Raw genomic sequence first — 15605 nt, forward strand, 5'->3', positions numbered from 1 at the left:
CAGGCAACGCTGGTTTTTTACAGTGGGGAATGAAAATAATGCGGTGTTTTATGCTGGTCTGACGCGCAGATATAAAAAAACCAGGCCGAAGCCTGGTTTGTTACGCGGTAGGGCGCTTACTTTTCTGGAATCGCATTCAGCAAGGTCGTGAGCAGTTTCCAGTAAAGGCCGACGCTCTCAATATGCACCTGCTCGTCCGGCGAGTGCGGACCGGTGATGGTGGGTCCGATAGAGACCATATCCATGTTCGGGTAAGGCTTCTTGAACAGGCCGCACTCAAGACCGGCGTGGATCACCTGAATATTCGGCGTTTTGTCGAACAGCGCGATATAGGTCTGACGGGTCAGCGCCATAATCGGCGAGTTTGCGTCAGGCTGCCAGCCCGGATAACCGCCTTTCGGCTTGGTCTGCGCGCCAGCCAGCTGGCCGAGCGAGGTCAGCATCTGCACCACATAGTCGCGGCCGGTATCGATCAGCGAACGGATCAGGCAGTTAATCTCCGCCTTGTCGTGATCCATCGTGACGACGCCGACGTTAAGCGAGGTTTCTACCACGCCTTTCGCCACGTCGGAATTGCGGATAACGCCGTTCGGCGTGCTGTTCAGCAGGTTAAGGAAGCGGTCGCGGCTCTCCGCGCTCAGCGCGTCGCCCTGATGCGCCAGCGGCTCGGTGACGACGTTGATATTCTTCTCTTTGACGCCGTGTTCGTTTTGCAGCGCCAGCAGGAAGTGCGCCGCCGCCGCTTTCAGGGCATCGACTTTGTGGCTCTCTATCGCCAGCGTGGCGAAGGCCTCGCGCGGAATGGCGTTGCGCAGCGTGCCGCCGGTAAAATCAATCAGACGCAGGTCGAGCTCGGCAGCGTGCGCGGCGAGGAAACGCGCCAGCAGCTTGTTGGCGTTGCCGAGACCCATATGGATATCCGCGCCGGAGTGGCCGCCGCGCAGCCCTTTCAGGGTCAGCTTCAGCGTCTGGAAATCAGCGGGCACCGCTTCGCGCGTCAGCGGCAGCGTGGTGATAAAGTCGATGCCGCCCGCGCAGCCCATATAGATCTCGCCTTCCTCTTCCGAGTCGGTGTTGATCAGAATCTCAGCCTGAAGCCAGTTCGGCTGCAGACCAAAAGCGCCGTCCATGCCGGTCTCTTCGGTCATGGTGAGCAGCACTTCCAGCGGGCCGTGAGTCAGGCTGCTGTCGGCCAGCACCGCCAGCGCGGAGGCCATGCCGATGCCGTTATCGGCGCCTAGCGTGGTGCCACGTGCCTTCACCCATTCGCCGTCGATATAGGGCTGAATCGGATCTTTGGTAAAGTCATGCACGGTGTCGTTGTTTTTCTGCGGCACCATATCGAGGTGCGCCTGCAGCGCTACCGGCGTGCGGTTTTCCATTCCAGCGGTAGCCGGTTTGCGGATCAGGATATTGCCGACCGCGTCGCGTTCGACCCAGAAACCCTGCTCTTTTGCCCAGCCGACAATATAAGTGGCCAGCGCTTCTTCATGAAAAGAGGGGTGCGGAATGGAGCAGATTTTGGCGAAGATATCCCACAGCGGTTGGGGAGAAAGCTGAGACAATTCAGACACGACAGGTCTCCTGTGTCAGTGCGCCGGCCAGGCCGGTGTGCGCGAGTTTCCAGTGAATGGTCGCCGTCAGCGGATCTGACGTGATGAGGCTGAGAATATCACTGTTATCGTCGGGTGCGTACTCAGGCGCGCTAAAAACCCGCAACCAGTGGTTCGGATGCTGGTTTTTAGCGCTGAGGATCCTTATAATCTCGCGCAACCTTTTTCCCGTTGCACATTATTTAAGCCGATTAAGTTGGCTGGGATCGCTATTCATGAGTGAAAAATACGTCGTTACCTGGGACATGCTGCAGATTCATGCCCGCAAACTGGCTCAGCGCCTGCTTCCTGTTGAACAGTGGAAAGGCATTATCGCAGTCAGCCGCGGCGGCCTGGTGCCTGCTTCGCTGCTGGCGCGCGAGCTGGGCATCCGCTATGTCGATACCGTCTGCATCTCCAGCTACGACCACGACCATCAGCGCGAGATGAAAGTCCTCAAGCGCGCGGAAGGCGACGGCGAAGGCTTTATCGTTATTGACGATCTGGTCGATACCGGTGGCACCGCGCAGGCGATCCGTGAGATGTACCCTAAAGCGCACTTCGTCACTATCTTCGCTAAACCGGCAGGCCGCCCGCTGGTAGACGATTATGTGGTTGATATCCCTCAGAATACCTGGATTGAGCAGCCGTGGGACATGGGTGTGGTTTACATTCCGCCTATCGTTAAAGGTGCCTGATCTGCCACTTCTGACAACGCCCGGCTTGCCGGGCGTTGTGCTTTTTGTCGTAAGCTGGCTAAACGCCACGCTGCCTGCCGCCGCGCTCGGGCATTGCGCTCTTTTGCGCCTCGCGCCGCCCCTGACCCTGCAGTACACTTAGCCTCTGCCAGGGCCGTCAGGAGAACCGAGTATGTCGAGCAAAAACCTCAGCGAAGAGCTGTTCAAGCCGCACTACAACTATCCCGAAACCTCATCACTGGTGCATCGTCAGCATCATGCCGCCGTGGACGTCGAAGCGACGCTGGACGGCAGCAGCCAGCACGGCTGGTATCGCATGCTTAATAAGCTGATGTGGACGTGGCGCGGCGTGCCGCCGCAGGAGATCAGCGAAGTGCTGGCACGTATCGCCATCAGCGACCAGCGGCATACCGACGACGCGCTGCTCGATACCGTGATCGGCTTTCGCAGCGGCAACTGGGCGTTTGAGTGGTCGAAGCAGGCGGGCCTCTGGCAGCAGCGCGCTCAGGAAGAGGGCGACGACAGCCGCGCCGGCGAACACTGGCTGCGCGCCTCGCACCTTTTTAGCCTGGCCGCCTATCCCTATATCAAAGGGGATGAGCTGGCGGATCAGGCGCAGACGCTGGCGAATCGCGCCTATGAAGAGGCGACGCGCCGTCTGCCCGGCGAGCTTAAAGCGCTCAGCTTCAATATCGAAGGCGGCAGTCCGATTACCGGCTTTCTTCATATGCCGCCCAACGCGTCGGCGCCTTATCCAGTCGTGCTGCTGTGCGGCGGTCTCGATTCGCTGCAAAGCGACCACTACCGGCTGTTTCACGACTATCTTGCGCCGCGCGGCATCGCCATGCTGACGCTGGATATGCCGTCGGTGGGCTTCTCCGTAAAATGGCGGCTCAACCAGGACACCAGCTTTCTGCATCAGCAGGTGCTGCGCGAGCTGGCGAATGTGCCCTGGATCGATCACCGGCGCGTAGCGGCGTTCGGCTATCGCTTCGGCGCCAACGTCGCGGTGCGTCTGGCTTATCTGGAAGCGCCGCGCCTGCGCGCCGTGGCGACGCTGGGCCCGATGGTGCACAGCCTGCTGACCAGCGCACAGCAGCAGGACGCTATTCCGGATATGTATATGGATATGCTCGCCAGCCGCCTCGGCATGGCCTTTACCAGCGACAGCGCGCTGCGCACCGAGCTTAATCGCTACTCGCTCAAAGTGCAGGGGCTGCTGGGACGCCGCACGCCGACGCCGATGCTCGCAGGCTACTGGCCGGGCGATCCTTTCGGCCCGGAAGAGGATGCGCGGCTGATCGCCCACTCCTCCGCCGACGGCAAACTGCTGCCGATTGCCGCCAGACCGGCGCTGGCGAATTTTGAGCGCGCCCTGAATCAGGTTTGCGACTGGCTGGCAAAGCGGTTACAACAGTAGCTGGCAAATTCACTGCGGTTTGCTTTAATACTAACGGTCAAACTTATGGAGAATTAGCATGACGTTACCGAGTGGTCACCCCCGTAGTCGCCTGCTTAAGCGCTTCACCGAGCTGGGACCGTATATCCGCGAAGGGAAATGTGAAGAAACGCGGTTCTTTTTCGACTGCCTGGCCGCCTGCGTCAATGTCAAACCCGCGCCGGAAAGCCGCGAGTTCTGGGGCTGGTGGATGGAGCTGGAGGCGCAACAGGACCATTTTACCTACGTCTATCATATTGGCCTGTTCGATAAAGATGGCGACTGGTCTGTCGCGAACATCAAGGGAAAAGAGAATAATCAGAAGGTGGAAGAGACACTGCGTAACTTCCACACCCGTCTGAAAGCGATGCTGCAGGAGCTGAATCTGGGGTTGACGCCCGCCAGCGGCTTCGACGAACAGCCGGTCAAACTCAGCGCCTGACGCTGCTAAACCTTTAACGGCAGGCATAGCCCGATTCGCTCGGCTATGCCTGTTCTGCATTACCCTGAATTTTCCGCTACGTTTATATTTCCCCACCGCCCTGTAATATCCTGGCTAACTGCCGCTTTTTATTTTTTCAGACGCCTACGCGTTAAAAACATTCTCTCTGCTTATTTGATTATGGTTATTAACTAACTCCGCTTTATAAAACCTTTGTAATCAACACGGCCACTTAAAATAATCGGTCCAGATAAAACAGAGTGCGGCACAGCATAATTCTTATTCTCATTTTATTGAGGCCGATCGCACTGACGCTTTGTAGACGTTTTCCTGACGAAATGGTGTGATAACAGCCAGCGCGATTGCCTTTGTCGCGGCTTTTCTCCGTTTGTTCTCGCTATAAAAACAATGCCAACCCGGACGCCCCTAAAAGTCTGGGTGGTCCTGCGCTGTCTCTCTGGAGGAAAACGTTTTGTTTAAATTAAATCCCATATTATTAAGCCTGGCCGCTGCGCCCGGACTGTTTTTCCCCGTTACTTTTAGTCATGCCGCCACGTTAAAACCTTTTTCACCCTTATTAAATGACAATAAAGCAGGCGTCTTTTGCGTCTGTAATGGTTCGACGCAAACCCTGAGCGGTATTCAACGCTTTCAGCCGGGCGAGGATGGCGGCGGTCGTATTACCATCGGCGAATTATTAAGTCGCGGCAGAATTATTTCTGATGACAATGTTATTGGCGCGGATCGGCTGACGTTAGGCGCGCAAAATTATGTGATTAGCGTGCCTGACGTCAACGGCAGCGGAAATAATCAGCTGCAGGTTTTTAATACGGCGAATATCAGCGCGCTCGCCTCAGTGACGCCTGCCAGCGAGCTGCCCAACTACTACAACGTCAACGGACAGCAATATATCAATACCCGCGTGGCGCAGGTGAGCAACGGCGTCATCAATGTCGATATCGGCGTCGACGGCGCGGCGACCACCGCCGCCACCAACGGCTGGAGCATGGCGGCGAAACAGAGCCAGCTGTTTACCGCCAGCGGCAGCGGCGCGATGAACTGGCAGTCTGACAACCGTATCGCCTTTACCGGCTCGGCAACGGAATATACCTACAATCTGGCGTACTGGGTCGATAACGTCGCCCAGTACAGCGGCCCTTTCAGCGTGACCACGCTGGACGGCAACCGCCGTGAGTTCAACGTCGCCAGCCTGAGCGATCTGCAGCGGTACAACGACTGGCTGATTGAGCAGCTGCAGAGCGGCAACCTCAGCGCTGGCAGCTACAATGCCGAATTCAACAAAGCGCTCTCTCTCTACAGCGCGCCCATCGCCTACGTGATCGACGCCGATGAGTACAACGACGAGGTAACGCAGCCAGTAGGCGAGCGCGTAGTGATGAGCGCGGACGGCCCTGGCGCCAGCGTCTCGGTGCAGAAGGGGGCGACGCTGGAAGTGGTGGACTCGGACGGCGGCGCGGTGCGCGCCACCAACGGCGCAAAAGCAACGATTGATGGCAAGCTGGCGGCCAGCGGATCGGCGGCTCATGAGAACACGGCGCTGCGCCTCTCCGGCAGCCGCGGCGTCAACAATGGCGTTATCAACGGCGGCTTCTTTAACAACCCCGACGGCAGCGGCGTGGATCCTGCAACGCTGGGCTACAGCGGCACCACGGTGCTGGCGACCGACGGCAGCCGCTTTATCAACAACGGCGTGCTGAATTACGCCATCACGCAAGAGGGCGATGCCAGCAGCGCGCTGCGGCTAAGCGACGCGCTGGGGATCAACAACGGCAATATGAATATCGGCGTGGCGGACGCTACCGGCAGCCGCAGCAGCGCCGGCGTGGTGCTCAATACCGACAACGCCAGCTTTATCAACGGCGCGGGCGGCGTTATCTACGTTGGCCGCACGCCGCAGAATGATAAAGGCGATGCCACGGAGGATGTGGCGATTAACCAGAGCGGCGGCGTCAGCGCCATTTCTCAGTCGCTTAACTCGACGGTCATTAACGACGGGCGCATCGTGCTCGGCAGCAAAGTGCAGAACGGCGTAGCGATGCGCGTCGAGGATGGACCTGAAGCAATTGCGCTTAACAACGGCACTATTGATATCAACGGCCGGGCGCAGTTCAGACCGGCAGAAAACGTCGGCCTGCTGGCGATCAATGCCGGCAGCGGCGGGCTGGTGGGCAACACCGGCACCATCAACCTCAACGGCGACGGCGGCACCGGCATCAAGGTTATCGCCAGCGACGGCGAGCGCGCCAGCGCCTTTTCCAGCGGCGCGATCAACGTCACCGGCCGCGCCGATACCCTGAACGGCAGCTTCAACACGGCGGTATGGGTCAACGGACAGGGCAGCGGCGTCGCCTCCGCCACGCTGAGCGGGCCGATCGCTCTCCAGGGCAGCGGCGCCATCGGCATTCGCGCCGAAGGCAAATCGAGTGTCGATCTTACCGCCGACGCGGTGCCGCAGCTGGGCGGCAGCGGGCAATATCAGATGGGCTTTCTGGCCATAGGGCCAGAAGCCAGGATCGCTCTGCCGAAAGCGGGCAACTATGCGACCGGTCCCGACGACTGGTATGCCACTATTTTTCGCTATCAGGACGGTGCGGACTTTGACGGCGCAGGCCTGACCATCGCGCCGGGCGCAGCCTTCTCGACCGGCATTGAGGCCGTTGGCGAAGGCTCGGTAGTCAACACCCACGGCGCGACGTTTAACATCGGCAACACCTCGACCGGTCTGCGCATTGAGGGCGGCGCACAGGCCACTATCGATGCGGCGACGCAGCTTAACCTGAACGTGGGCGGCGCGACGGCGGCGGTGGTAGACGGTAATTACTACAACCTGACGCGCTACATCACCAACAGCTTCGATCAGCCTTTCGCTTCCACCCTCGTCAACCATGCGGCCATCAACGGGCAGGGCAATCAGCAGATCGGTCTGATCGCTCAGTATCGCGGGGCGCTGACCAATACCGGCGATATTAACCTGCGCGGCGACCAGAGCTACGGCATCCAGGCGCTCATCAGCGGCCAGGCAGTTAACAGCGGCAATATCAGCGTCAGCGACGGTGCTGTAGCGCTCTTTGCGTCAGGCTACTCGTTTGACTCCCCTGGCGGCGGCACCGCGATTACCAGCAGCGGCACGCTGAACGTAACGGCAGGCAGCGCGGACGGTTTTTTCCCTACTACCGGCCTCTATGCCTCGGGTGATGCGGCGCGTATTGAGCAGAACGGTACGGTTAATCTCTACGGCGGCAACGTGCTGGCGGGCGAGGCGCTCAACGGCGGCACGCTCGTGCTTGGTCAGCAGACCAACGTCGTGTTTCACGACCCCAACCAGACCGCCTGGCGGGTGGTGGAGGGCGGCGGCATTATCTATGCCTACGGCAGCAACCAGGATGTCTCTACCGAGGGTTCAACGCTCTACCAGCTGGGCGACGGTGCCATTCTTTCGCTGCAGCGTCTTGGGGAGATCACGCTGAGCGGCGCCAATACCACCGGGGTGAAGATGTCCGGCACCGCCACCCTGTATGACAATGAGACCTATTTTGTTAACGGTAAGGGCGCGGTGGCGCTGCGCGCTTCAAACGGCGCCTACGGAGATTTAGGCGATGTGTGGCTGAACGGCGAAAACAGCATCGGCGCCATCAGCGAGAATGGCGACGGCGCGGTGTTCAGCAACGGCAACATCATCGGCAGCGGCAAAAACGTCACCGCGTTGCAGGCAAGCGACGGCGCAACGGTCATGAACAACGGCACTATTCTGCTTTCCGGCGAAAACAACACCGGCGTGCGGCTGTTGAACGGCGGCCGCGCCATCAACAACGTCTGGATCAGTGTGGCATCCGGCGTAGGCATTGACGTCAGCCAGGGGGCAGGCATTTATCAGCCTTATAACGGCACGGTGCAGGTAGACGGCGGCATCGCTGGCGCGCGCGTCGGGGAAAACGCCACGCTGGATATTCAGGGGGATCAGTTTTTCCGCAGCGGTATCTGGGCCCGCGGCGGCGCGGATACGGTCTTGCTGGATCGCGGCGCGGCCGGATTACAGGCAAGCGAAATTACCCTGAGCGCCGAGGGCGGCGGCAGCGCCATCAATAACCGCGCCGAAACCGCGAATATTGCGCTGAATAATGCCTATATCATCGCCATCAATGGTGCAGGCATACGCTCCGCCACCTCCTTCGACTATGGCGGGAAAGCCTATCTTTCTATTCTTGAAGGGGCGACAGGCTATCTGTTTCAGAATGAGGATGGTTCGACCACCACTCACGATCTGGTGGTGCCGCCAGGCTATCAGATTATCGTCAACGGCAGCGGCGACGGCATTCACGCCAACACCACCGGCCGGGTCTTCTCCGATGGCTTTATCGCTATCGCCAGTGAGGCGGGCGGCTCGGCCATCGTCACCCATACTGCCAGCGAAGTGATCAACCGCGGCTCCATTATCTCCTACAGCCGCGTGGCGCCGGTTATCGATCTGCGCGGCGGCCAGTCGTTGTTTATTAACCAGGGCGATATCAGCGCGGTCGATCCCGATACCCCTATCGTGGCGGGCGGCGCGACCAGCGATCGGCTCGCTTTTATCGACGGCAGCGTGGTCGGCGATGTCGATACCGGCAACGGCAGCGATACCCTTGCCGTCACCGGCGGTACCCTCAACGGCAGCCTGACCCTGGGCAGCGGCGAGAATAATCAGGCGCTGATAGAGAACGTTAGCCTGGCGAATACCCGCCATATCACCACCGCGGGCGGCGTGGGCAGCACGCTCAGCTTCAGCAACATCGACGCCAGCGGCGGCTCGTTCAGCCGCGACGATCTCAGCAAAGGGGTTAACCTCGGCGCGGGCTGGAGCACGCTCAACTTCTATAAAACACAGTGGACGCTGACCGACAACCTCAAACTGGCACACAGCACGATTAATATCGATCGCGACTCCACGCTGTTTGCCGGAAATGGCGTTAATCCGCTGCTGGCGGGCGCGACCAATGACTCGCTGGTGGTAAACAACGCCGGTACGCTCGATCTGAGCAACGGCGACGCGGCCAGTAATCGGCTTACGATTGACGGCACGCTGGCGTCGCTCGGCGGCACGCTGAAGCTCGCAACCCGGCTTAACGGCGCAGGCGGCCAGAGCGACGCGCTGCGGGTAAACGGCAACGTCACCGGCACCACGCTGATTGAGGATCGGCTGAGCGCCAGCAGCGCCGCAGCGCAGAGCGACGCCAACGGCGACGGTGTTATCGACGGCAGCGAAGGGATCTCACTGGCGCAGGTTTCCGGCAGCGCCAGCGCTGACAGCTTCGCGCTGAAAAGGGGCTACCTTGTCGCCGGTCCCTGGCAGTACGGGCTCTACGCTTTTGCGCCTGACAGCGGTGACCAGGGCTGGGATTACCGGCTTGCCAGCCGCTACGTGTGCGAAGATGGCTCGCTTTGTCAGCCGCAGGCGGGGCGCGCGGCATCGCGAGCGGTGCGACCGGCGTTAGCGCCGCAGGTGCCCTCTTATCTTTCCGCGCCGGTGGGCCTCGCCTGGTACACCCAGGCGATCACTGACGATCTGCATAAGCGTCTCGGCGAGCTGCGCGACGGTCAGCGCAGCGGCGCGGGCGGCGAACTCTTCCTGCGCTATCTCGGTTCGAACCTGACCTATATGAGCAATCGCGACGTTAGCAACTACGGCTTTGACGCCGATATCGACTTCAGCGCGGTGCAGCTTGGCGGCAACCTGCTGCAGCTGGACGGGGAGAGCGACAGCCTGCGCGGCGGCGTGGCCTATACGCGCGGCAATACGCGTATCCGTCCACACGCGGCCGACGGCTTTAGCTCCACGACCTTCGACAGCGACAGCGTCTCGTTCTATGGCACCTGGCAGCGCGACAGCGGGTTCTATCTTGACGGCTCGCTGAGCTGGAGCTGGCACCGCGGCGATACCGATATCGCGCGGCAAAAAGAGGTCGGGAAAGTGAAGGGCGACGGCTGGAGCGCCTCGCTGGAGTCGGGCTATCCCTTTATCTTCGCCAACGGCGTGCGTCTGGAGCCGCAGGCGCAGCTGACATGGATGCGTCTGAAGTTTGATGATACCCGCGATAAGGATGGCGTTGACGTGGCGTTCGACGACGACGACCAGACTATCGGTCGTCTTGGCGCGCGGCTGGATCGCACCTGGCAGGACGATGCGCAGCGCGAGTATACGCCTTATCTGCGCGCCAGCTATACGCACGGCTGGGGCGGCGGGTCGAAGGTGAAGGTCGGCTCGGCGGAGAACGCTATCAGTCAGGATTTCAACAGCGGTCAGTTCGGTCAGACGTGGGACGTCGGCATCGGGGGGACGACCCGCTTTCGCAGCGATGTTTCGCTCTATGCCGAGGCGGACTACCGCAAGGAGATTGACGGCAACGGCGTGAAGGGCTGGCGCTATAACGCCGGGGTGCGCTGGACGTTCTGATCGCCACTGCTCAAGCGACAAAAAGAAAGGGCCGCTGATGAGGCGGCCCTTATTTACAGACACATTGAGGGTAAAGCACTGTCGCCGTCGCGCGTCGCTTCGCAGCGGCGTCAGAGGGTTAGAACTGGTAAGTCATGCCTACAGCAACCACGTCGTCGTTGTTCAGGCTCAGACGGTTGTCGTCGTCCAGCTGGTTGATTTTGTAATCCACGAACGCTGACATGTTTTTGTTGAAGTAGTAGGTGGCACCCACGTCGATATATTTAACCAGATCCGCATCGCCGATACCGTTTTCGATATCTTTGCCTTTGGTCTGAACGTAGCCCAGTGACGGACGCAGGCCGAAATCAAACTGATACTGCGCCACCAGCTCGATGTTCTGCGCTTTGTTCGCCGCGCCCGCTGCTGCCAGACCCGTTGCGCGGTCGGTGCCGCTGAACGGGGTCATGTTGCGCGTTTCGGTGTAGATCGCCGCCAGGTAGACGCTGTTGGCATCATACTTCACGCCAGCGCCCCAGGAGTCAGCGCGGTCGCCCTTGCCGTAAGTACGCGCCTGCTGCTGGTTGGTGCGGTCGGAAGAGGTAATCGCCGACATCAGGCTGATACCGGTATCGCCAATGGTGTAGCCCAGTGACGCGCCGTAGCCGTCGCCATTCTGGCGGTTGATATCGGTACGCGAGTTGCCGCCGTTGGCGTCGTTGCGACCCTGGTACTGCAGCGCGAAGCGCAGGCCGTCAACCAGACCGAAGAAGTTGTTGTTGCGATAGGTGGCTACGCCGGTCGCGCGCTGCGTCATATAGCTGTCAGCACGCGCCGTGCCGTCGCCGCCGAATTCCGGGAATACGTCGGTCCAGGCTTCTACGTCGTAAAGTACGCCGTAGTTACGACCGTAGTCGAACGAGCCATACTGGCCGAATTTCAGACCGGCAAAGCCCAGACGGGTTTTGTTGCCGTTGTTGGCGTCGGAGCCTTCGGAGTTATTGATGTTGTACTGATATTCCCACTGGCCGTAACCGGTCATCAGGTCGTTGATCTGGGTCTGGCCTTTGAAGCCGATACGTACATAGGACTTATCCCCGTCCTGGCTGTCCGCGTCGCTCAGATAGTGCATCGCTTTTACTTTGCCGTAGAAGTCCAGCTTGTTGCCGTCTTTGTTATACACTTCCGCCGCATGAGCAGCAGAAGTCAGCGCCAGAGCCGATACGACGAGTGCCAGTGTACTTTTCTTCATTTGCTATCAATCCCAATGAGTAAAATGTGTTATGCCCCTGAAAAGGGCTTATTAAACAGGGGACGTTTTACCGGTTGTAGATGAAAGTTTTATGACATTTTTTCTGATTTCTTGTTATCTGCGAACTTTTGGTCTACCGGATTGTCCGGGGTTTTTCGTGCTTTTCCCCGGTGGAGAGTTGGCTTCGCTTCTGACTCCTGATAAAAAGTTCCTTCGCAGAAATTTTTTTCTTTTTTTACTTAAACGGCAGGAAATATGAGCGGCAGTCAGACCCTGGTGGTCAAATTGGGGACCAGCGTCCTTACCGGCGGTTCGCGCCGGTTGAACCGGGCGCATATGGTGGAACTGGTTCGTCAGTGCGCGCAGCAGCACGCGGCCGGCCATCGCATCGTGATCGTTACCTCCGGCGCAATGGCGGCCGGACGCGAGCACCTGGGTTACCCGGAACTGCCCCCTACCATCGCCTCAAAGCAGCTGCTGGCTGCGGTGGGGCAGAGCCGTTTGATCCAGCTGTGGGAGCAGCTGTTTTCTATCTACGGCATCCATATCGGCCAGATGCTGCTGACCCGCGCGGATATGGAAGATCGCGAACGTTTCCTGAACGCGCGCGATACCCTGCGCGCGCTGCTGGACAACCATATCGTGCCGGTGATCAACGAAAATGACGCGGTGGCAACGGCGGAGATCAAAGTCGGCGACAACGATAACCTGTCGGCGCTGGCGGCGATGCTGGGCGGCGCCGACAAGCTGCTGCTGCTCACCGATCAGCAGGGGCTCTACACGGCCGATCCGCGCAGTAATCCGCAGGCGGAGCTGATCAGCGACGTGCATGAAATCGACGACGCGCTACGCGCGCTGGCGGGGGACAGCGTGTCCGGTCTGGGAACCGGCGGCATGTCCACCAAATTGCAGGCGGCGGACGTCGCCTGTCGCGCCGGTATCGACACCATTATCGCTGCGGGCAGCCGACCCGGCGTTATCGCCGACGTGATTGCCGGTCAACCGGTCGGCACGCGCTTTCACGCCATGCAGACGCCGCTGGAGAACCGCAAGCGCTGGATCTTCGGCGCGCCGCCTGCGGGCGAAATCACCGTCGACGACGGCGCGCTGGCGGCGATGCTCGAACGCGGCAGTTCGCTGCTGCCGAAAGGCATTCGTGACGTGCGCGGCAACTTTTCACGCGGCGAGGTGATCCGCATTCGCAGCCTGCAGGGGCGCGATATCGCGCACGGCGTCTCGCGCTATAACAGCGATGCGCTGCGGATGATCGCTGGTCGTCACAGTCAGCAGATCGGGGAGATCCTCGGTTATGAATACGGTCCGGTGGCCGTGCATCGCGACGACATGATCGTCAGTTAAGGAGCGGTCAAATGCTTGAAGAAATGGGAAAAGCGGCGCGCGCCGCTGCGTATAAGCTGGCCGATCTCTCGACCGCTGAGAAAAATCAGGTCTTGCTGGCGATCGCCGATCGTCTCGATGAGGAACGCGATACGATTCTGGCGGCCAACGAGCAGGATCTCGCCGATGCGCGCGCGAACGGCATGAGCGCCGCGCTGCTCGATCGCCTGACGCTGAATCCGCAGCGCCTGAGTGCCATCGCCGACGACGTGCGTAAGGTATGCCAGCTCGCCGATCCGGTCGGCCAGCTGATCGATGGCGGCCAGCTCGACAGCGGCCTGCGCATCGAGCGTCGCCGCGTTCCGCTCGGCGTGGTAGGCGTGATTTATGAGGCGCGCCCCAACGTGACGGTGGATGTCGCCAGCCTGTGCCTGAAAACCGGCAACGCCTCGATCCTGCGCGGCGGCAAGGAGACATGGCGCACCAACGCGGCCACGGTGCGGGTAATCCAGAATGCGCTGCAGCAGTACGGTTTGCCGGCGGCGGCGGTGCAGGCGATTGAGAATCCGGATCGCGAACTGGTGAACCAGCTGCTGAAGCTGGATCGCTATGTCGATATGCTGATCCCGCGCGGCGGGGCAGGGCTGCATAAGCTCTGCCGCGAAAACTCGACGATACCGGTGATTACCGGCGGGATCGGCGTTTGCCATATCTACCTGGATGAAACCATGGAGATCGCGCCGGCGCTGGAGGTGATCGTCAACGCGAAAAAACAGCGGCCCAGCGCCTGTAACTCGCTGGAAACCCTGCTGATCCATCGCGCGATCGCCGATCGTTTCTTACCGGCATTCACGGCGCGTATGGCGCAGGAGGGGATCCCGCTGCACGCCGATGAGAATGTGCTGGCGCAGTTGCAGGACGGCCCCGCCAGCGTCACGCCGATCAAAACGGGCGACTACGACGACGAGTGGCTGTCGCTCGATCTCAACGTAAAGCTGGTGGATGATATGGATGCGGCTATCGAGCATATCCGCACGCACGGCACCCAGCATTCAGACGCTATCCTGACGCGCAGCACGCAGAATGCCAGCCGCTTTGTTAAACGGGTCGACTCTTCGGCGGTATACGTAAACGCCAGCACGCGTTTTACCGACGGCGGTCAGTTTGGACTCGGCGCGGAAGTCGCAGTGAGCACGCAGAAGCTGCATGCGCGCGGCCCGATGGGGCTGGAGGCGTTGACGACCTATAAATGGGTCGCATGGGGCGACGATACGCTGCGCCCCTGATCGCGATTTTATTTAACAAAAAGGGTGTCCAGAGCGGGCGCCTTTTTTTTTAACGCCGCTTTTTCGATCCAGTTAAATTTGGAGTTTTCCGGTGCGACTTGCGGCGCGTCAGGACGTCACTTTTTTTTCCGCAAAGCGGCTGCCTGTTTTTTGCCCATTTTTCTACGGAACATTCCTGAAAGCCGCGCCGCAACGGGCCGCAGTGCATTCGAGACTGGTTGCTCAAGACGTGAAGAGGATAATGATAATTAGCGCTGCTTTACAAAAGCAATTGGGTAGCAAACGGACGGTAATATAAAATGAACTGGTAGCAATAATGAAAATAACATCCAGTATCTCCTCTATGGCAGATTATTAACTAATGGTTAAAAAAGAGAGTACGAGACAAGCTTTTACTGCCAGGCTGATTGCCGCTTGCGAAAGCGCGGGAATTGTCGGACATGGACGAAATAAACAGGTTGCCAAAGCGTTACAACAGTTGGGGTGCAAAATATCGACGCCGGGCGTCTGGAAGTGGTTTAACGCGCAATCGGTGCCCGATGATAATAATTTGCTGGCGTTGAGCCGGCTACTGGGCGTGCGGGTTGAATGGCTGCAGTACGGAATGGAAAAGCCTGCCGAATCGCTGTCGATCGACAGTCTTAACGCGCAGCGCAATGTGTTCCGTATTGAAAGCCTCGATATTGGGCAAAAGTCAGCATCCGGGCTGTATGTACGCGAAGAGTTCGTCGAGACCATCCATGCCATTGAATATGGCGTGGATGAGGCGCGCGTGCTCTTCAATGGCCGTCCGGCGGAAAATATTCGGTTAATTGCCATCAACAGCGATTCGATGGTAGAGACCTTTGCGCCGCGCGATCAGCTGTTCGTGGACATCAGCGTGAAGGTTTTCGACGGAGACGGTATCTATATCTTTACCCTGGATAATCAGCTTTACCTCAAGCGACTGCAGCTGCAGCATAAAAAAATCGCTGTAATTTCAGATAATAAGCGTTATGAAACCTGGTATCTTAATCGGGAGGATGTAGACAGTATGCAGGTGATGGCCAAGGTCATCCTGAGCCAGGCGCGGCACTATCAGCTACTGGGTTAGCGTCTGTCTAAAATCTGTTCAGTACCAGCCTGCTGA

9 protein-coding genes are annotated in these 15605 nt (G+C 59.3%); 7 read left to right on the forward strand and 2 right to left on the reverse strand.

All coding sequences use genetic code 11. From position 1 onward, the window contains the following. Window positions 1-116: 116 nt before the first annotated feature. Window positions 117-1574, reverse strand: a complete 1458-nt coding sequence (pepD, locus tag D7S44_RS00450) for a beta-Ala-His dipeptidase (RefSeq protein WP_120451193.1) — start codon at window positions 1572-1574, stop codon at window positions 117-119. A gap of 254 nt (window positions 1575-1828) precedes the next feature. Between pepD and gpt the strand changes: the two genes are divergently transcribed. From gpt to D7S44_RS00475, 4 genes are all read left to right on the forward strand, one after another. Further along, window positions 1829-2290 carry a xanthine phosphoribosyltransferase gene (gene gpt / locus D7S44_RS00460; protein WP_081141165.1) on the forward strand — a complete coding sequence of 154 codons (462 nt, stop codon included), beginning with the start codon at window positions 1829-1831 and terminating at the stop codon, window positions 2288-2290. 172 nt (window positions 2291-2462) lie between these two features. Then, complete coding sequence (gene frsA, locus D7S44_RS00465) at window positions 2463-3710, forward strand: esterase FrsA (RefSeq protein WP_120451195.1); 1248 nt, start codon at window positions 2463-2465, stop codon at window positions 3708-3710. Between the two features lie 58 nt (window positions 3711-3768). Then, window positions 3769-4170, forward strand: a complete 402-nt coding sequence (gene crl, locus D7S44_RS00470) for a sigma factor-binding protein Crl (protein WP_120451196.1) — start codon at window positions 3769-3771, stop codon at window positions 4168-4170. Between the two features lie 472 nt (window positions 4171-4642). Next, window positions 4643-10621 carry an autotransporter outer membrane beta-barrel domain-containing protein gene (locus D7S44_RS00475; RefSeq protein ID WP_120451197.1) on the forward strand — a complete coding sequence of 1993 codons (5979 nt, stop codon included), beginning with the start codon at window positions 4643-4645 and terminating at the stop codon, window positions 10619-10621. A gap of 118 nt (window positions 10622-10739) precedes the next feature. Here the strand turns inward: D7S44_RS00475 and ompC are convergent, their stop codons facing one another. After that, the gene (gene ompC / locus D7S44_RS00480) at window positions 10740-11852 is read right to left on the reverse strand and encodes a porin OmpC (protein WP_120451198.1); all 1113 of its coding nucleotides are present in this window, start codon (window positions 11850-11852) and stop codon (window positions 10740-10742) included. Between the two features lie 255 nt (window positions 11853-12107). Here ompC and proB point away from each other — a divergent pair, with 255 nt between their 5' ends. The 3 genes from proB (at window position 12108) to D7S44_RS00495 (ending at window position 15569) form a co-directional block, all read left to right on the forward strand. After that, complete coding sequence (gene proB / locus D7S44_RS00485) at window positions 12108-13211, forward strand: glutamate 5-kinase (RefSeq protein WP_120451199.1); 1104 nt, start codon at window positions 12108-12110, stop codon at window positions 13209-13211. An 11-nt stretch (window positions 13212-13222) separates the two neighbouring features. Then, window positions 13223-14476 (forward strand): glutamate-5-semialdehyde dehydrogenase, encoded by a 1254-nt coding sequence (proA, locus tag D7S44_RS00490; RefSeq protein WP_120451200.1) that lies wholly within the window; start codon window positions 13223-13225, stop codon window positions 14474-14476. Between the two features lie 361 nt (window positions 14477-14837). Further along, a complete protein-coding gene (locus D7S44_RS00495; protein WP_120451201.1) occupies window positions 14838-15569 on the forward strand; it encodes an XRE family transcriptional regulator in 732 nt (243 codons plus the stop codon). Window positions 15570-15605 lie beyond the last annotated feature (36 nt).

The sequence above is a fragment of the Pantoea piersonii genome (assembly GCF_003612015.1).
Taxonomy (GTDB): domain Bacteria; phylum Pseudomonadota; class Gammaproteobacteria; order Enterobacterales; family Enterobacteriaceae; genus Pantoea; species Pantoea piersonii.